Source organism: Agrilactobacillus fermenti, from assembly GCF_021030645.1.
Taxonomy (GTDB): Bacteria; Bacillota; Bacilli; order Lactobacillales; family Lactobacillaceae; genus Agrilactobacillus; species Agrilactobacillus fermenti.
Genome location: NZ_JACGCJ010000002.1, coordinates 108,418 through 127,853 on the forward strand (window position 1 = coordinate 108,418; position 19,436 = coordinate 127,853).

At 39.7% G+C, this 19,436-nt stretch carries 17 protein-coding genes and 1 pseudogene; 2 read left to right on the forward strand and 16 right to left on the reverse strand.

What is annotated here, in order from left to right:
• Positions 1–87 precede the first annotated feature (87 nt).
• The 16 genes and pseudogenes from ileS to FHQ08_RS01165 form a co-directional block, all read right to left on the reverse strand.
• Positions 88–2,874 (reverse strand): isoleucine--tRNA ligase, encoded by a 2,787-nt coding sequence (gene ileS, locus FHQ08_RS01090; RefSeq protein ID WP_230912531.1) that lies wholly within the window; start codon positions 2,872–2,874, stop codon positions 88–90.
• Between the two features lie 227 nt (positions 2,875–3,101).
• Positions 3,102–4,157, reverse strand: a complete 1,056-nt coding sequence (locus FHQ08_RS13270; RefSeq protein ID WP_407929103.1) for a DivIVA domain-containing protein — start codon at positions 4,155–4,157, stop codon at positions 3,102–3,104.
• A gap of 26 nt (positions 4,158–4,183) precedes the next feature.
• Positions 4,184–4,963: a YlmH family RNA-binding protein gene (locus FHQ08_RS01100; RefSeq protein ID WP_230912532.1), complete on the reverse strand. Its 780-nt coding sequence runs from the start codon at positions 4,961–4,963 to the stop codon at positions 4,184–4,186.
• Between the two features lie 15 nt (positions 4,964–4,978).
• On the reverse strand, positions 4,979–5,254 hold the full coding sequence (locus FHQ08_RS01105) for a YggT family protein (protein WP_230912533.1): 276 nt from the start codon (positions 5,252–5,254) through the stop codon (positions 4,979–4,981).
• A gap of 28 nt (positions 5,255–5,282) precedes the next feature.
• On the reverse strand, positions 5,283–5,750 hold the full coding sequence (locus tag FHQ08_RS01110) for a cell division protein SepF (RefSeq protein WP_230912555.1): 468 nt from the start codon (positions 5,748–5,750) through the stop codon (positions 5,283–5,285).
• A 368-nt stretch (positions 5,751–6,118) separates the two neighbouring features.
• A pseudogene (gene ftsZ / locus FHQ08_RS01115) lies at positions 6,119–7,078 on the reverse strand (cell division protein FtsZ); the annotation flags it as partial.
• 30 nt (positions 7,079–7,108) lie between these two features.
• The gene (gene ftsA / locus FHQ08_RS01120) at positions 7,109–8,491 is read right to left on the reverse strand and encodes a cell division protein FtsA (protein ID WP_230912535.1); all 1,383 of its coding nucleotides are present in this window, start codon (positions 8,489–8,491) and stop codon (positions 7,109–7,111) included.
• A gap of 101 nt (positions 8,492–8,592) precedes the next feature.
• Positions 8,593–9,453 (reverse strand): cell division protein FtsQ/DivIB, encoded by an 861-nt coding sequence (locus FHQ08_RS01125; RefSeq protein ID WP_230912536.1) that lies wholly within the window; start codon positions 9,451–9,453, stop codon positions 8,593–8,595.
• A 12-nt stretch (positions 9,454–9,465) separates the two neighbouring features.
• Positions 9,466–10,572 carry an undecaprenyldiphospho-muramoylpentapeptide beta-N-acetylglucosaminyltransferase gene (gene murG, locus FHQ08_RS01130; RefSeq protein WP_230912537.1) on the reverse strand — a complete coding sequence of 369 codons (1,107 nt, stop codon included), beginning with the start codon at positions 10,570–10,572 and terminating at the stop codon, positions 9,466–9,468.
• 2 nt (positions 10,573–10,574) lie between these two features.
• On the reverse strand, positions 10,575–11,951 hold the full coding sequence (murD, locus tag FHQ08_RS01135) for a UDP-N-acetylmuramoyl-L-alanine--D-glutamate ligase (protein WP_230912538.1): 1,377 nt from the start codon (positions 11,949–11,951) through the stop codon (positions 10,575–10,577).
• 12 nt (positions 11,952–11,963) lie between these two features.
• Positions 11,964–12,929, reverse strand: coding sequence for a phospho-N-acetylmuramoyl-pentapeptide-transferase (mraY, locus tag FHQ08_RS01140; protein WP_230912539.1), 966 nt, complete (start codon positions 12,927–12,929; stop codon positions 11,964–11,966).
• A 15-nt stretch (positions 12,930–12,944) separates the two neighbouring features.
• Positions 12,945–15,119, reverse strand: coding sequence for a penicillin-binding protein (locus FHQ08_RS01145; protein WP_230912540.1), 2,175 nt, complete (start codon positions 15,117–15,119; stop codon positions 12,945–12,947).
• Positions 15,116–15,502, reverse strand: a complete 387-nt coding sequence (gene ftsL, locus FHQ08_RS01150; RefSeq protein WP_230912541.1) for a cell division protein FtsL — start codon at positions 15,500–15,502, stop codon at positions 15,116–15,118. Before ftsL ends, FHQ08_RS01145 begins: the two co-directional genes overlap by 4 nt.
• A 26-nt stretch (positions 15,503–15,528) precedes the next feature.
• Positions 15,529–16,470: a 16S rRNA (cytosine(1402)-N(4))-methyltransferase RsmH gene (gene rsmH, locus FHQ08_RS01155; RefSeq protein WP_230912542.1), complete on the reverse strand. Its 942-nt coding sequence runs from the start codon at positions 16,468–16,470 to the stop codon at positions 15,529–15,531.
• Between the two features lie 13 nt (positions 16,471–16,483).
• Positions 16,484–16,915: a division/cell wall cluster transcriptional repressor MraZ gene (gene mraZ, locus FHQ08_RS01160; protein WP_230912543.1), complete on the reverse strand. Its 432-nt coding sequence runs from the start codon at positions 16,913–16,915 to the stop codon at positions 16,484–16,486.
• Positions 16,916–17,254: 339 nt separating this feature from the next.
• Positions 17,255–17,602: a DUF3397 family protein gene (locus tag FHQ08_RS01165; protein WP_230912544.1), complete on the reverse strand. Its 348-nt coding sequence runs from the start codon at positions 17,600–17,602 to the stop codon at positions 17,255–17,257.
• 91 nt (positions 17,603–17,693) lie between these two features.
• Here FHQ08_RS01165 and FHQ08_RS01170 point away from each other — a divergent pair, with 91 nt between their 5' ends.
• Positions 17,694–17,813, forward strand: coding sequence for a DUF4044 domain-containing protein (locus FHQ08_RS01170; RefSeq protein ID WP_230912545.1), 120 nt, complete (start codon positions 17,694–17,696; stop codon positions 17,811–17,813).
• Positions 17,814–18,016: 203 nt separating this feature from the next.
• Complete coding sequence (locus tag FHQ08_RS01175; protein WP_230912546.1) at positions 18,017–19,408, forward strand: aspartate kinase; 1,392 nt, start codon at positions 18,017–18,019, stop codon at positions 19,406–19,408.
• Positions 19,409–19,436: the final 28 nt, after the last annotated feature.

A 19,436-nucleotide genomic window follows, 5' to 3' on the forward strand; every position in this document is an offset into this window, starting at 1 on the left:
AAAATCGGTCACAGAGGCTATTGGACCGATTTTTTCACAATATAATATACTTAACCTTTGACCTTTAAGGCTATCACACATTGAAGTCTATGGTTCTAAACCTGCTTTGACCGCATCTGCAAAATGCTCATGCAATATTTTAGCACAGCGCGCACAAATATTTGGTAACTGTGGATCTTGACCAACATCCTCACGCGTCATCCGGCAGCGCTGACAAACTTCACCAGGCGCATGTTCAACTTTAATGGCAACATCTTCGAAGTCCATAGCGTCTGCAGGTGCTTCTGATTTTGAGCCAGCTACCGTTAATTTGGAAACAATCAGCATCTGTTTCACATCATTATCGATCGTAGTTAACAAATCTTTAACTGGTGTTGTTGGATAAACTGTCACATATGCTTCAAGCGACTTACCAATCACCTTATTATCTCTAGCAACTTCTAGAGCCTTTAAAACATTATCTCTAAAGGTCATAAAATTAGACCATTCTGATAATAAAGCATCTTGATCTGCAAATATTTCTGGTTCTGGCATTTCAGCCAATTGAACAAATGCCTCAGGTTCCTTTAAGAAGCTCCAGATTTCTTCAGTTGTATGTGGGATGATTGGTGTCAGTAATTTGGTCAAAGCAACAACCACATCATACATTACTGTTTGCATGCGCCGACGTTTGATATCATCAGCAGCTTCGATATAAACAACGTCTTTGGCAAAGTCTAAGTAAAACGAAGATAGATCATTCGTCAAGAAGTTAGAAATCGTCTTAAAGACAGTTGCAAAATCATATTGATCATAAGCATCTAAGCAAGTTTTGATCACTTGATTCAAGCGGACCATCATATAACGATCTACCGAACTTAAGTCGGCATAAGCTACTCGATCAGTTTTGGGCTCATAATCACTCGTATTAGCTAGCATGAAACGAATTGTATTTCTGATTTTACGATAGCTTTCAGATGTTTGCCGGAAAATATCCATGGAAACAGCGACATCTGAGTTAGTGTCAACAGATGAAACCCACAAACGAACAATGTCTGCACCCATCTGTTTGATGACGTCATTGGGTGAAATCACATTACCTAATGACTTACTCATCTTGCGGCCCTTATCATCCAAGGTAAACCCTTGCGAAAGGATCTGCCGATAAGGCGCTTGGCCAGTAACAGCTACTGAAGTGATCAAACTTGAATTAAACCAACCACGATACTGATCAGAACCCTCTAAATACAAATCAGCCGGAAAACTTAATTCAGGTCGTTGTTTCAAGACAGCTTGATGAGAAGAACCTGAATCAAACCAAACGTCCATGATATCATTTTCTTTGGTGAACTTACCATTGGGACTACCTGGATAAGTAAAGCCCTCAGGCAATAATTCCTTTGCTTCTCGTTGGAACCAAATATTTGAACCATACTTGGCAAATAAATCAGCTACATGATTGATCGTTTCGTCAGTAATAATTGCATCACCATTTTCAGCGTAGAAAATTGGCAGCGGTACGCCCCAAGCTCTTTGCCGGGAAATGACCCAATCTCCACGATCTTTGATCATGTTATAAAGTCGTGTTTTACCCCAATAAGGCTTATAAGACACACCTTCAACAGCCTTCAATAAATTGTCTCTAAAGGCCGCTACAGAAGCAAACCATTGCGTCGTAGCTCGGAAAATAACTGGTTTTTTAGTCCGCCAGTCATGCGGATAACTATGGGTAAAGAAGCTGAGTTTTAATAATGCCCCTTTTTCATCTAATAATTTAGTGATTTCTTTATTAGCATCATCGTAAAACATACCTTCAAAACCAGGAGCTTCTTTAGTAAAGCGCCCTTGTTCATCGACTGGTGATAGGGGTGGCAAATGATATTTTTGACCAACGAAGAAGTCATCAGTCCCATGACCTGGAGCGGTATGCACTAATCCAGTACCTTCATCAAGAGTGACGTGATTCCCAAGAATCAACAATGAAGTTCGATCATAAAAGGGATGTTGTGCCGTCATATACTCTAATTCAGTACCTTTGAACGTTTGTAATACTTGTGTATGCGTCCAACCTAATGCTTCTTTGACGCGTTCAAGCAATGATTCGGCAATGACATATTTTTTCCCATCAGCTTCAACTTGAATATAGTTAAACTTAGGATTTGCTGCAATAGCCAAGTTAGCAGGCATTGTCCAAGGCGTTGTTGTCCAAATAATAAAGGCCGTATCTGTATCCAACAAGTCTTTACCATCTACAACTTTAAAAGCAACATAAATAGATGGTGACTTCACGTCTTTATATTCAATTTCAGCTTCCGCTAAAGTTGATTCAGAAGAAGGCGACCAATAAACCGGTTTTTTACCCTTATAAATATAACCCTTGTCAGCCATCTTACCAAAAACGCGAATTTGTTCGGCCTCATATTCATGCTGCAATGTAATATAAGGATGATTCCAATCGCCAGCAACCCCTAAACGCTTAAAGTCGGATCGTTGTTTGTCAATCTGACTCATCGCATATTGGCGACAAAGTTCGCGGTATTCAGCCATAGACATAGATTTGCGATCCACGCCCTGTTTGGTTAATTCTTGCTCAATTGGTAAACCATGGGTATCCCAGCCAGGTACATAAGGTGCCCGAAAACCGTGCATGGATTTATAACGGACAATAATATCCTTGCTGATCTTATTCAGCGCATGCCCCATGTGAATATTACCATTGGCAAATGGCGGGCCATCATGAAGTATAAAAGTTGGTTTCCCCTCATTCAACTTTTGACGTTGTTCATAAACTTCGTTTTCATACCAGGCCTTTTGCCGTTCAGGTTCCTTGTTGGGGAGATTTCCCCGCATTGGAAACTTGGTTTTGCCTAAATTTAACGTATCCTTAACTCGCATAAACTGCCTCCTCAAAATTTGGTAATAAAAAAAGACCTTGTCATTTATAGGACGAGATCTTCGCGGTACCACCTAAATTCAGGAATAAAATTCCCCTTTAGCATGGTATAACGCCCATGAATCGTTTGATCTTACAAAAATTCAGACCAAAGACGAGAACGACTGATATAATATTGCCAGTGACTTCTCGGCCTTTCACCATTTACCGAGTCGCTGTTAAGTATGTGCTAATTATGTGTGTCGTTAGTGTCTTTTTGATTATTGTCATTCATTTTACCACTTGTTCGGTCATCTGGAAAGATGATTGTTGGCCGATTTTGTTCCGGATTCTGGTCAAAATAATCAGGATCCAGTTGAGCGGCCGGACTACCATCTTGTTGCTGTGTATGTGCACTATCTCCCGGATTAACTTGTGGTGCAGCTGTATTCGTGCCCTGCGTTGGCTGATTGTAGCCGGTAGCTGTTTGATCATCAGCTTGTTGGGCTTGCTGATTATAATCATCAAATTGATAGTCTGGTCCGGCAGTATAATCTTGATTAGGCACATTCATATCATCAGGTGTTAAGGTTTTGGTTGGGTTGGCTTGATCAGCTGTACCTGTACTTTGATCATAGTTTGAATATTGACCATCTGTACTTTGATTCTGATCAAAATTATAGTCCTGTTGTTGGCCCTGGTGTGTTTCGGCTTGGCCACTAGCATAATTGTTGGCATCCTGTGTGGTTGTTGTATCTTCACTATAATTTAATTGTTGATTATATTGGTCGTCACTATTATCGATCTGATCATCATTTAATAGTTCATTCCACTCTGGGCTGCGAACAATCTCCAATTGCGACTCCAACATAACTTGGAGCCGTTGCCGGAAAATCCGAGTTTGTTTCTTTAAATCATCTGTTTCAATTGTAATTTGACGTGCCTTTTCAGAAGCATCTTGTAAAATTTGATTTGATTTATCTGTGGACTCATTCAACAACTGTCGAGCTTGTTTCTCAGCATCATCTTGAATGATCTCTGCTTCGCGCTGAGCGTTTGTTTTAACCTTATCAGCTGCATCTTGAGCTACGATAATAGATTGATTCAAGGCGTCCTTTAAATCAGTAAAATAAGCCACTTTCTCCTGATTATCTTTTAAAGCACGCTCCAAATCTTCATTGTGGCGCAACAATGCCTCATAATCTTTAATGATCTGGTCCAAAAAATCATTAACCTGATCTTGATCATAACCACGAAACCTCACATTAAACTCTTTATTATGAATATCCATTGGTGTCAACGCCATAATTTATGCCTCCAAAATTTTACACATCATTTCCGTAAGGTTCGAATACTTAATCGAACTTTACCCTTTCGAGTTTCACCTTGGTTTGCTAACAATTGAACTCGACCAAAGTGGCGAACCGAAAGTATATCCAACATTTGAACATCAAAATCCGGCTTTTCAATTACCTGCCAATTAACCTTAACTTGTTTTGCTTCAATCATTTGCTTGGCTCGTTGTCGGGAAATATTAAACACATCAGAAACAATCGTATCCACACGTAGAGAACTAGCAGTCAACGATTCTTCAAGCCAATCTACCTGAGCCGAAATGACGTCTGCAAAGTCAATCTTTTCTAACCTAACTTTAATTCTGCCAATACTGGTTATTTGTGTGATAATATAATCCGCCATTTTGGCATCCGCAAAAAACTGCCAATGGCTACCATCTGTGATAATATCTCCAAAATGTTGCCGATCAACACTTTGATTCGCCAGTGTTCCGAGGATTTGTCCATGTTTTAAAGTAGCGAACTTTTCTGGATATTGAATTTCGATCGGCTGAATCTCATAATCCTTATTTTCCGCTTGATAATAATCTGGCGCTAAAATCAAACGGCGTTGTTCCGCATGCTGAAAACCACCAAATTCATATATCTTCAAGCCTTCAAAAGCGGGCAAGTTATGGACAATAAAAACTTTTCGTGGATCAAGAAACTCAGTCAATACCGGACGATATTCAGATTCAACAATGCCAATCAACTCACGCATACGATCAATAAAAGGTATCTCATCTTTTCTAAAATGCTGGTAAATATCTAAATCCATGATTCCCCCACTAATCTATACCATGAAAATACTTAGAAACTTGAGCAACCCAATCTCAATGAACTGCAGTGCCAAAATCGCAACGATAGGTGAAAAACTTATACCCATAATTGATGGAATAATACGGTCAAAGACACCTAAAAATGGTCCAACTATTCGACCAAGCAGTTGTCCTAGCTTAGAGTTGTATGCACCAGGAACCCAAGATAGCAATGTGTAAATTACGATCAAAAAGGTATAAATATCAAATATCCATTTTACGCCGATATATAAAAGTGCCAGTAATGACATTTTTCACCTCATAAATTTTTCTGAATAATTAATCCACTTTTGTCTTGCGGATAATATCTGTAATTGAACCATCAATCTCAAATTTAGACGGCGTACACAAGAAAATACAATCACCAACACGTTGAACTTCACCTTTGATTGCAAAAATTGTACCCGTCAAAAAATCAAGGATTCTTTTAGCTTGTTTTTCATCAATACGTGTGAAATTCACAATAACTGCACGCCCGTTGATCAAATGCGTCCCAACTTCTTTTGCATCCGAATAAACTCGTGGTTCAAACAAAACGATTTTAGTAGTTTGATTTGATTTAACAGTATCCATCGATACAACATTATTGTTCACATTTGTCTTACTCGTGCTTTGACTGATCGGTGGCACCGTCTCATAAGCTGTTTTAACTGTGGCCGATTTTGGTGTCTCGGTTTCGTTTGTACCTAAATCGTTAAAATCATCATCGTTCATACCAAAAAAGCGACTTATTTTTTCAAATCCCATCATGCAAGCCCTCCTTGAACAAGATGTTATTATTTATTGCGACGCTTAAAAAATGGTGGTGTACTATCGTTATCATCATCATTAATTGGTTCATCAGTTCTTTGGAAAATATCAAAATCTTTTTTCTCAACATTATCAAAGTCTTGATCTGGTCGGCGACTGTGGCCCTTACTTGGTTCTTGACGAACATCCCAGTTACCAAAAGGATCGGTTGTTTTAGCATCTTGATGCGGTACTTGATTCTTATCTGTATGGATTGGTTCATCAGTATTTGTCGTTGGCCGGTTAGTTTGATTCGTTGGCCGTACCCGATTTCCGGATACACCATTACCTTGTGTGGTCCGACCGCCATTAGCATGCCCAGCGCCTAGTTCGTCTTCAATACCCGTTGCAATAACTGTAACAACAACTTCATCTCCGAGATTTTCATTGATCAAAACACCAAAAATAATGTTAACATCACTTGTTGCTGCTTGAGCAACGATACCAGAGGCATCCTGCGCTTCAAATAGTGAAAAGTCAGGGCCACCAGTAATATTGAGTAAAACTTGCTTTGCACCATCAATAGAGGCTTCTAATAAAGGCGAGGAGATTGCCTTTTTAGTAGCTTCTGTCGTGCGATTTTCACCAGTGGCTGAACCGATACCCATCAAAGCAGATCCTTGATTTTCCATAACAGTTTTCACATCAGCAAAATCCAAGTTCACGTAACCTGGTGCTGTGATCAAATCTGAGATACCTTGAACCCCTTGTCGCAAAATATTATCCGCTTCATGGAAAGCCTCTAACATCGGCGTCTTTTTATCAACAGTTTCGAGTAGACGATTGTTAGCAATCACCACCAACGTATCTACATGCTCTTTTAATTGAGCGATACCTTCTGCTGCATTACGACCACGTTTTGGCCCTTCAAAACTAAACGGTCGCGTCACCACACCAACCGTTAAAGCACCTAAATCCTTAGCTGTTTTAGCAACAATTGGTGCTGCACCGGTACCAGTGCCGCCACCCATACCGGCAGTGACAAAAATCATATCAGCACCCTTCAGAGCCTCCTGAATTGTTTCATCGCTTTCTTGAGCAGCTTTTTCACCGATTTCAGGATTCGATCCTGCACCCAATCCACGCGTCAATTTGGGGCCTAATTGAATCTTAGTTTCAGCTTTAGAGCTTTCCAAAGCCTGTACATCCGTATTTGCAACAATAAATTCGACGCCTTGGACGCCTTCATCAATCATTCTATTAACAGCGTTGCCTCCAGCACCGCCGACGCCGATCACCTTAATGATCGCACCGGTATCTTGCCGTGAGTCCAATGAGAATTCCATAGAATTTCCTCCTACAATAATCTGTGACGGTTATTCAAAGAAGTTATTTAAAAACTTCTTAATACTTTCAGTACGATTTTTCTTTTTCTTCGCCGGCTTAGCTTGAGTAGGTGTCTCTTGTTGGGGCACTTCTGACTCATGAACCGGTTCAACTTTTTGTTTGGCCATAGTTTGTTTGGGTCTCGGTGATTGTGACTGATCCATAGTACTTGCTGCAGATGGCCTACTCATCGCAGTATAATTCACGCTAGCATTAGAGATTGGGCTGTGTACGAGTCGATCAACCTCAGAAAGTTTAGAAACATAATTGACAAGCCCATAAGCTTGAGAAAAAGATGGATGTCTCAATCCCATTTGATCGGGAATGTAAATTTTAACATTGCGGTCAAATATCTTGGAAGCCAAGTCAACGATGCCAGGTAAGGCTGTGACACCACCAGTTATGACGACACCGCCTGGCAAATCAAAAGCCTTAACCTGATTTAAGGCTTTACCCAAACGTGTCAGGATCTGTTCGACACGAGCTTCGATGATTTCAGATAAGTAGCGTTCGTTGATCAGCACTTGATCCGTTTGCCCAACAATTTCTACCGGAAATTCTTCTTCTTTTGAGGTGGCCTCAACGTTGGCGTTACCATAATCGCGTTTAATCTTTTCAGCACTTTCAAAAGAAGTATTCAAAACAACGGAGATATCTTTGGTAATATATTCGCCGCCTTCTTGATCAACTTGCGTAAATTTCAGCTTATGATCATGAATAACAGCAGCTGTACTTTGGCCACCGCCCAAATCCATTAGAATTGTTCCAAAGTCTTGTTCCCCATCCGTTAGGGCAACGGTGCCAAGAGCAAGTGGGTTCACGACAAGACTTTGCAGGTTTAAACCAGCTTTCGCAATACTTTTTTTAATATTGTGAATCACTGTCTTAGGAGATGTAAATAAAATACCATGCATTTCTAACCGCACACCAATCATCCCGCGCGGATCCTTAATACCATCGAAGCCATCGACAATAAATTCATCTGGAACAAGGTCAACAATTTCACGTTCAGGTGGCAGGTTACGGATCAATGCTGCCGCAGCAACATTTTGAACATCCTGATCCGTAATTTCTTTTGACTCATCACTTACAGCAATCATCCCTTGACAAGGCTCAATACTCAGCATATTCGCAGGGATTCCAGCATAAACGTCGGAAATATTTACATTTGCCTTTTGTTCAGCTTGGCGGACCGCATTTCGAATCGAAGCGGCAACCTGATCAATATCGACTACAACGCCTCGATTCATTCCCTTTGAGCGATCACTACCAACGCCAATAATATTTAGTTGACCTTGAACAGATTCAGCAATAATCACTTTGATTGATGTGGTTCCGATGTCTAAACCAACATATATTCCTGAATTGTCCATTAAAATGGAACCCCCTCACAACAAAAATGCATAAATTCACTTTTATTTTAACTTGAATACTTTAACAAATTCTACCATACCATGAAAATTTTAAGAAAGCCTTATTTTTTAGGATTTGTTTTAAATGGATAGGCAAAAGCCCCAACTTCTAGATCGACAACGCCTTTTGTCTTGAGTGCCTTTGCATAAGTTGGATATTTAGGCAGCTTTTGCCCCATTGTTCGTAAATCAGCGATTACTTCATTGTTGTCATTCATAAAGAGCCTTATTTGATAAGGATTAATTTTCGAACCCGTTAAGTGAACCTCTGAAATATCATTTTGAATTGAACTTGGCAATTTACGATAAGTTTTAATGAATAAATTCAATCGTTTCCCAGAAGTAAAATTCTCTAATACAGGTAAATTACCGACGGGTTTTGTCACAGCTGATTTTAGAATCACACCATTGATTAACACACTATAATAATTACCTTGCTTATTCAAATAACCCACGCGTTGATACTCTTGAACCCGAAAGGTCAGATCATTAAAGTGGCGTACTTGTAAAGTCGCATTCTTGATACCTGGCGTCTGTAACCGAATTTTTTTTTGAATCGCATGCTTTTGTAAAAGTAACTTAAAAATATGATCAGAAGCTTTGATCCCACTATGATCAATGATCGTTTGTTCAGGAATTATTTCTGTACCCTTAACGAAAACCTGGCCAACCTTACTAATGGGCGCAATATAATAGAATACCAATATTAAAAGTATCACTAACGGTCCTAAAACAAGTATTAAATTTCTTTTAAGTTTTGTGTGTCGAACCTTTGAAAGATTAGGCAATGTCTTCCCGACTGGCCGATATTCAAAGGTTTGTTTTTGACCTTCTTTTTTTTCGAGATATTTCTGCCAAGGCTTTATTAACTCTGCAGGTTCTTTCTTGACACTTTTATTATTTTTTTTGCCAAAGAAGGCCATAGATCACACCACCTATTTCGTCTGTTTCACCAAATTTGTCATCACTTGGATCAACTGATCTGCAGCATTGGGTTGCCCTAAAGTTTTTGAGGCAGCCATCATACTTTTACGTAGGATGGCATCTTGCATAATCGTATCTGCATTACGGAGCAAACTGCGCTCACTCAGTTGGTCCTCTTTAAGCATCAGCGCCGCGCCGGATTTCACCAAGCTTTCGGCATTTTTTGTCTGATGATCATGCGTAACATAGGGACTTGGGATCAATATTGATGGCAAACCCAGGGCCGTAATCTCGGCGATACTAGTGGCTCCAGCTCGACCAACGATTGCGGTAATATCGGCTAAAATATTCGGCATATCTCCGATATAATCTTGAATCACGATATTGTCGCTGCTGCGAGACCCAATTGCAGTTTTAACACGATCAAAGTGAACTTTACCAGTCACAAATAAGACTTGGTAAGCGCGTTTGGCAAAATCATCGAAAGCATTGATAAAAGCTTGATTAATTGGTTCAGCACCGCGACTGCCACCAAAAATCAATAACGTCGGGACGTCCTTTTGCAACCCAAAGTCAGTTAACCGATCATTTGCTTGAATCCCAGCTACTTGTTGTGCGCGTGGATTACCAGTTAAAACAATTTTTTTCTTTTCAGAAAATTCCGCAGCTGCATCAGGAAATGAAATAGCAATCTTATTTACAAAATGGCCTAAAAATTTATTTGTCACACCTGCAATTGAGTTTTGTTCATGAATAACTGTTGGTATATGTAAACGCGCGGCAGCATAGACCACAGCACTGGAAACATAACCGCCTGTCCCAATCACGATATCTGGCTTAAACTCCCGAATCAAATTTTTAGAACGCCGAATACTTTTCAAAAAAAGCGCTACTGTTTTGGCATTTTGTAAGCTTAGTGAACGTCTGAAACCTTGGATTTCAATTGAAGTAAATGAAATACCTTGTTCAGGGACAATTCGGCTTTCCAGACCACGTTTTGTGCCCACATATAAAATTTCACTTTTTTTCGCTTCTTTGGTCTCAATCAATCGCTGAATGAGGGCTAAGGCAGGATAGATATGACCACCCGTACCGCCTCCGGAAACAATCACACGCATAATTATTTCTGCTCCGATCCGATATATTGATTCACATCTTCAATGAAACGATCGCCACGTTCTTCAAATGTATGGAACTGGTCCCAGCTTGCCGCGGCCGGTGATAGCAGTAAGATATCACCGGATCTAACTTGTGCAAATGCTTCAGGTACGGCTTCATCCAAATTATCAACGATAGCAATTTTTTTAACACCCGCATGCTTTAAGGCGTCTGCCATCAGTTGTTTGGTCTCCCCATAAACGACAGCAGCCTTTACATGTGCTTTTAAGAGAGGCTCTAACGCTTCAAATGTAAAGCCCCGATCTAAACCGCCAGCAATTAATACAATAGGTTGTTTAAAACTTTTTAATGCAACTTCAGTTGCTTCGATGTTTGTAGCTTTAGAGTCGTTATAGATACGAACGCCACGCCATTCCTCAACATATTGCATCCGGTGTTTAACGCCGGTAAAAGTCTGTAACACGCGGATAATATGTTCATTAGGTACAGCCATGATCTTAGCCACAGCAATTGCGGCCAACGCATTTTCGACGTTATGCTCCCCTGGAATTTTTATGTCCGCAGCCGCCATGATTTTGTCTGTTTTGAAATATAACATCCCGTCTTTTTCATAGGCGCCAGTTTCATTCTTATCTCGACGTGAAAACGGCACAATAGTTGCCTGACTTTGACGTGCTAGATTTTGCCACTCTTCCGTATCCCAATTAACCACAAAATAATCTGCAGCCGTTTGATTCTTAGTAATATGCATTTTCGCTTTTATGTAATTTTCTCGAGTTTTATGGTAATCCAGATGTGCTTCATAAATATTTGTCAAAACGGCAATATGTGGCTTTAGTGACGTAATCCCTAACAATTGAAAACTAGATAATTCTGTGACCATAACATCATTAGCAGTTACTTTTTCGGCAACTTCACTGGCGGGTATACCAATATTGCCAGCTAAATAAGCCCGTTTTTTGGGCTGACCTTCATTTAACATCAAAGCAATCAGCGTGGTAGTTGTCGTCTTGCCATTGGTTCCAGTCACACCAATCATCGGCGCTTCAGAGACTTCATAGGCCAGTTCAGGTTCAGTAATAATCGGAATTTTCCTAGCCAATGCTTTTTGAACCATTGGATTGTCATAAGGAATCCCAGGATTCTTGACCATCCAAGCAAAATCCTCATCCAATAACTCTAGGGGGTGCCCCCCAGTAATGACCCGGATACCCTCGTCTAATAAAGTTTGTGCATCCGGATTTTCGTCAAACGGTTTCTTATCATTGACCGTTACCAAGGCACCCAACCGATGTAATAATTGAGCTGCATGAACACCACTTTTGGCTAACCCTAAAACTAATACTTTTTGATTCTGATATTTTGTGACTTTTCGCATAATCAAACTTCCTTATAAAAATAGTAATAAATAGATGATTGCAGTCAGTGCACCCACGCCCCAAAAGGTGGTCACCACGCGCCATTCACTCCAACCCAAAAGTTCAAAATGGTGATGAATCGGCGTCATTCTAAAGATACGTTTGCCTGTCAACTTAAAGGATGCAACTTGTAGGATTACACTAGCTGTTTCCAAAACGAAGACAAGCCCTATCAACAGGAGTGACCATTGGCGATGCAGCAAAATTGAGATTGCCGCTAAGACACCTCCAATAGCTAATGAACCGACATCCCCCATGAATATTTTGGCGGGCTTATGATTAAAAATCAAGAAACCAGCTAAACTACCAACAAAAGCAATAATGAGAATTAAAATATCCGGTCGTCGATCACGGTAAGCAATAATACCATAAGTTATAAAGGCAATAATAGCTAAACCGCCGACTAACCCATCTAGACCGTCTGTTAAATTGACTGCATTTGAGAATCCTACTAACCAGAATAAAGCAAATAGGACAAAAAACCAAATGGCATCAACATTACCTAAAAGTGGTATGAATATTTGTCGGGTCAAATGGTCTGCAAAATAAACCCATAGAAAAATGGCCCCACCCAGAACCTGGGCTAAAAACTTCTGCCAAGCCTTTAAACCTTCGTTCTGATGTCGAAACAATTTTAACCCATCATCAAGAAAACCAACCACACCATAAAGCAGCAAAATGAATAGGGTAATCAAAAGACCATGAGTTAATTGATGTTGTAATCCAGCACTGACTAAACTAACTGCAGCAACAACGATCAAAAAAGCAACGCCGCCCATTGTTGGCGTACCAGATTTTTTTTCGTGCCAACTTGGCCCTTCTTCACGAATCATTTGGCCTTCTTTACGTTTTCGAAAATATGTGATCAATCTTGGCATGATGATCACAGTTAAAATAAATGCCATTAGCAAGGTGAGCACGAGCTCTAAAGTATTCATTTCTCCTAAATTCTCCTATTCCGTTTTCTGAGATGATAATAAAATTTCTAATTTAGAATCAGTATTTAAAATATGGTTTGCGGGAATACTCTGACTGACGACATAGCCATCTCCCTTAAATTTAACTTTGACGCCAGTAATCTCAGCTAGCTTTAGCACGTCGTTTTTAGACCAGCCTTTAACATCTGGCATCGTCATTGCACCATTTGTTAGTAATACTGTCCGTTGTCCTGCCAGCACATTCTCCTTTGCCAGCGGTAATTGTTGGACCACTTTATCACCTGAGCCCACAACACCATAAGTCAATCCGGTTTGGTTTAATTTAGTCTCAGCTTCTGTTAAAGCTTGCCCCGTTAATGCCGGCATCGTAATTGAAGCAACATCAGGTGCTTTTTGATCTGTGTTATATTCCAAAGCACGCTTCATAATTGGATTAAAAGCACTCGCCAGAATTTGTTCAGCTGGTTTTGTCATTTTTTGCGGCTGTTGCATCGTAATGTATAAAATATACTGAGGATCGTCAATTGGCGCCATGCCAACTACGGAGAAAATATAATTACTATCTCCTGCTAAATAAGCCCCATTCTGCGCAATTTGTGCCGTCCCAGTTTTAACACCGATATCGTATCCAGGGATGGCATATACTTGACCGGTACCATAACTCTGATTGATCACATCTTTCATGGCATTTCTCACTGAAATTGCTGTATTTTTTGAAATTGGTTTGCCGGTAACTTGAGTTTTAGTCTTGGTTGTCTTACCGGTTGTGGGATCGCTAATTTCAGAAACGATCTGTGGTTTAACCATTTTTCCGTTATTCGCAACGGCAGAAAATGCTTGCATCATTTGCATCACCGTAACATTCACACCTTGGCCAAATGAGGTAATTGCTTGATCTAATGGCCGTTTGAACGCCAAACTGCCAGAAGCTTCACCCGGTAAAGTTATCCCAGTTTTCTTATTAATGCCAAAGCGGTTTAAATAATCCAGCCAAGTTTTCGCACCCATTTGCTGCTCAATCTTAACAAACCCAACATTACTTGAACGAGGAAAAGCTTGGCTAAATGGAATACTGCCCCAACCGTTATAATTCCAATCACGCACCACATTTCCTGATACATTTACTGCCCCAGACTGGTAATAAGCATTAGGGGTATAATGTCCAGAATCAATTGCAGCACTTAAACTAAGCAATTTAAAAACAGAACCAGGTTCATAAGCTTCTTGAACTAACGCGTCTTGCCAAGACCCATCAAGGCCAGCTTTTGTAGCTGGATTAAATGTTGGCCGCTGAGTAGCAGCTAGAATTTTCCCTGTTTTGGCATTCATTAAAGTAGCTGTCATCTTAACAGGTGCATATTGTTGATAAACATCACTGATCGTAGATTCCATATAAGATTGTAGCCGAGAATCTAAAGTTAAAGTGATATTTTGACCATTTTTTGGTTTTTTAGTCGTCACTGGTGAATCTGGTAATTCATAGCCATAAGAATCCGTTTTGAAACGGCGCACACCATTTTTACCTGTCAATACTTTATTAAAGTAACTTTCAATCCCCATAACCCCTACTAGGGTCCCATTACTTGCTTTTTTGCTATTGTCTAATTGAGCTAAACCAACAATGTGTGAAGCAAAATTACCGTTGGGATAAAGTCTAGAGGGGCTCTTTGTAAAATAGATTCCAGGTAAATGCTTTGCTTCAATTTCATTTTTGACTTCTAAACTCAAATTTTTGCCAGCATTTCCAAACTCTACCTGAAATGCATTGGGATCTTGATTATTAAGTACACCGTAAATCTTAGCCTTACTAAGTGGAATATATTGACTCAGTACTGCGGCCGTATGCGCCTTGTCCTTGACATAAAGCGGTTTATTCTTATTGGAAACATATTTAGAATCGATAACCGCATATAGATTATAAACATTCGAATCTTCGGCGATGACATTGTGATTGGCATCATAGATCGTCCCCCGTACTGCAGTTAACCGTCGGTCCTGTTGATACTTAAGATTGGTCCGTTCTTTCAAATTAATATTATTTAATTTGCCGGATGCGACAATATAAGAAAAGCGACCAAGAAATATGAAAAATAGCCCTACCACGACCATTAGTAGGACTATGCCAAAGTAGACGCGATTCCGTCTAATTTTATTGTAGTTATGTATTTTCTTTGGAGAAGGGTTTTTCATTTTGCAACGTTCCTTACAGCTTGTTCATTAAAGGAAAGTCCATGTGCTTTCGCAAATGATTGTAAACGATCCGAACTGTTTAATGTCCCAATTTCTTGCTTTAGATCTGTATTGTTTGACTTTACTTGACTCACCTTAGCATTCACCCGTTGTAAAGTTCGCTGTGAATCGGCGAGCGCAATTTTAGAGCTGACTAGACCAACCATCAATAACACTGTCATGACACAACAAGAAATAATTGCTATCCGCTCGAACAATGAAAACGGCACTTTACTTTCAAGCGGTATATTTTGAACCTCAGGCTGTTGCGTTACTTGAGTTTGCGTTTCACTAGAAACCTGAGTTTGTGATGAATCATAATTCTTTTTGGCAGCATTATCCATTTGCTAATCAACTCCATTTCATAAGTTTAGTTTTTTTCAGCTACCCGTAAACGTGCGCTATGTGCCCGATGATTACCAGTTTGTTCCTGTTGGTCAGGCAAGATTGGTTTACGTGTCACAATTTTTAAAATCGGCTTTTTATCATCTGGTATGATTGGTAACCCTCTCGGAAGATCAGGCATTCTCGATAAATCTTTAAAGTATCCCGCCACAATTCGATCCTCTAAGGATTGAAACGTGATAACAGCAATACGCCCTTCTGGCTTAAGTAACGTAACAGCTTGCTTCAAAGTACTCTCTAAAACTGCCATTTCATCGTTCACAGCAATACGGATAGCTTGAAACGTTCGCTTAGCAGGATGGCCACCCGTTCGCCGCGTGGCGGCCGGAATAGCGTCCTTCACAATTTCAGCTAATTCCGTAGTCGTTTCGATTGGCTGAATTGCTCGGCGTTTTTCAATTGCCCGAGCAATGCGCTTCGCAAACCTTTCTTCACCATAACGAGCAATAATCTTTTGTAAACGACTAAAATCCCACTCATTAACTACCGTTCTGGCGGTCAATGCTTGGCTCGTATCCATGCGCATGTCTAACGGTGCTGTCAGTTTATAACTAAATCCCCGCTTAGCATCATCAAATTGAGGCGATGAAACACCGAGATCATAGGCAATGCCATCAATTGCTGTGATCTCATGCTTTGCTAACGCTGATCGTAAATTAGCAAAATTATCGTGGATCAATGTTAATTGATTCTTTGCCAGCGCTGTCTTGAAACGTGCCTTGGCGTGGTCAATTGCGACTTGGTCTTGGTCAAACGCAAATAAATGACCCTGATCAAGCTGCTGCAAAATCAAATTTGTATGGCCCCCACCACCAAGGGTCGCATCTACATAAATACCATCTGGATCGATAGCTAGCATTTTTACCGTTTCTTCAAGTAGTACCGTTACGTGTTTAAAATCCGCCATATTCACCATCAATTCATAAATCAAAATCTATTAAATTCTCCGAAATATCATCGAAGTTTTCACTCATTTGTTGATCAACCTGCTGCCACTGAACAGCATTCCAAATTTCTATCCGATTGGATACCCCTACTAAAACACAACTTTTTTCTAACTTAGCGTGTGTGATTAGTGTCTGGGGTAAGTTGATCCGGCCCTGTTTATCGAATGTTGCTTCCGTCGCAGCCGAATAAAAAAAACGAACAAAGGTACGTGCATCTTTTTTATTTAAAGGCAGTTGGGTCAACTTAGCCTCTAACTTTTGCCACTCAGATAAAGGATAGCCAAAAATGCAACCATCTAAACCTCGTGTCAGTATAAACTCTTGGCCGAGATCTTTTCTGAATTTGGCTGGAATGATCAAACGACCTTTAGCATCCAAATTATGCTGATACTCGCCCAAAAGCATACACTTCACCCCTTTAATACCAACAAATAAAGTCTACCACAATCCCCCACTTCCTACCACACAATGGTCAAAAAATACCACTATCATTATAAATATTTAACTTTATGTTGGTAACGCATGACTTGCAGATAAAATGCCGCTTCAAAGTACGTATCCTTCTAGCTAAATAAAGACCTCTAAAAATTAGCTTTTCACGCTAACTTTTAGAGGTCAACATCAATACAATTCTGAATGAGACACATTTCTGAAATAATTTATTTCCACCTTATTTGTAATTTAAAGTAGCCTGTATTTTCTGCCGACTACTGCATCAATATAAAACTTGGCTGCTCTGTTCTATTAAAATAACATGAGTATTAAAAAGACTAAGTACCAAATTATGCTGATCAAAAAGGTTAAGCGCCAAAAAATACGGAAATATCGTGGTAAAATCAACTCACGATCACGTATAGCTAAAAAAAGTGCCAAGCTGACTGCCAAAACTAGCAATGCCAAAACTATAAATTCTAAAATCGATAACTGTTGTTGCCCCTCACTAATTAATTGGCTGCCAATCAGAAAGAAGGGTGGTAGATAATCGATCAGTTTAAGTTGCCGTAGTCGCTTAAAATGTATTACTTGCTTACTGATGAATCCAATGAAAATACCAATGAATGGTAATAATATACCCCATAATGTTAATTTCAAAATTTTGTGCTCCTACGATTTACATCTATTTTTGCAATATTATAATGAATATAGTAAACTACTTAGCGTAATTTCGACAAGGTGGTCACGTATGAAAAAAGAAAAAAGTACCTTCTCTAGAATCACAAGAATTGTTGTTTGGGCAATGTTGATCGTTACTCTAGGCAGCATTATTATTGGTGCGATTTTCGAAATCATGCCAATGAATTAATGAATAGGAACGTTAAAAAGACCAAACTTTTTGTTTAGGTCTTTTTTGATTGTTGAAAATAGCTGATCGGTCGTTGAATAAAATACTTAATTAAAGATATACCTAATATTTATTTTGAATTGAAGTATGCTTTTATTTTTGATATTCTAATAACCAGATTAAAAATAAGCAAAATATTTATTAGATATTGTGAGGCATATATGATGAAAGTCGCAAAGTTTGGTGGCAGTTCTCTTGCTAACGGGGCTCAAATACAAAAAGTTATTGATATTATTAAGTCAGATTCGAATCGACGCATTGTCGTGGTTTCCGCACCTGGCAAACGCAAAGACACAGATACTAAGGTTACTGACTTGTTGATCAAATATTGCAATACGGTTAGTCAGGGCGAAGATATCACCGGCATTCAAAATAAAATCATCAAACGTTATCAAGCAATCGCCGGTCACTTTGGCCTGCCTGATACAGCGCTAGAACCAATCGTTGAAGGCATCACTAAACTAGCAACGCAAGTTTTTCCAAGTCGAGCTTATCAGATGGCTGCTTTTAAAGCTGCCGGTGAAAATAACAATGCTAAATTGATTGCTGCAATCTTCAATCATCAACAGATTCCCGCTGAATACTTAGATCCTAAAACAATTGGCTTAACTGTCACGGATGTCCCTGATGATGCTCAAATCTTACCCAGCAGCTATGAGAAACTAGCTCAAACGTTGACTCAGCGCACAAAAGTAGCCGTAGTTCCCGGTTTTTTTGGCTATAATACTTCTGGTGAAGTTTGTACTTTTTCTCGGGGCGGTTCAGATGTTACTGGCGCCATTTTAGCTCGAGCAGTTGCTGCCACTGAGTATGAAAATTTTACAGATGTTGACGCCATTTACGCAGCCAATCCAAATATTGTGCCGAATCCTAAAAAAATCACCAATTTGACTTTTCGAGAAATGCGGGAACTTTCCTATGCAGGTTTTTCAGTCTTTCATGATGAGGCCTTAATTCCAGCCATTGAAGGTAAAATCCCTGTTGTTGTAAAAAATACGAACCACCCAAGCTTACCTGGTACGCTGATCTCAGAACACAAAAAGATCAATCATGATGATGTTGTTGCTGGTATTGCTAGTGACAGCGGATTTACAGGTATATATATTCGAAAATACCTCATGAATAAACAAGTTGGATTCACTTTAAAGCTGTTGGAAATTCTTGCCAAGTTAAATATTTCATACGAACACATGCCTTCTGGAATTGACGATCTGACAATTATTATCCGCAGCAATCAATTAACACCTGAACTTGAAACACAAATACGTGCTGAAATCGAATCTGAAATTCATCCCGACGATTTTCAAATTCAACATAATTACACGATGGTCATGATTGTGGGTGAAGGCATTCAAGATCGTGTGGGCACAATGGCAGCTGCCACCGCAAGTATTGCCCAAGCCGGTGTTTCAATTGTCATGGTCAACCATGGAGCTTCACCTGTTTCAATCACATTTGGGATTCGTACCGCTGATGCAGATGCCGCCGTTCAAGGTTTATATGATACTTTTATTGCACATCAACCCATTGAAATTTTTGCTGAAAAAACATTTTAATTGTCCGATATACTAAAAAAGACGTCAA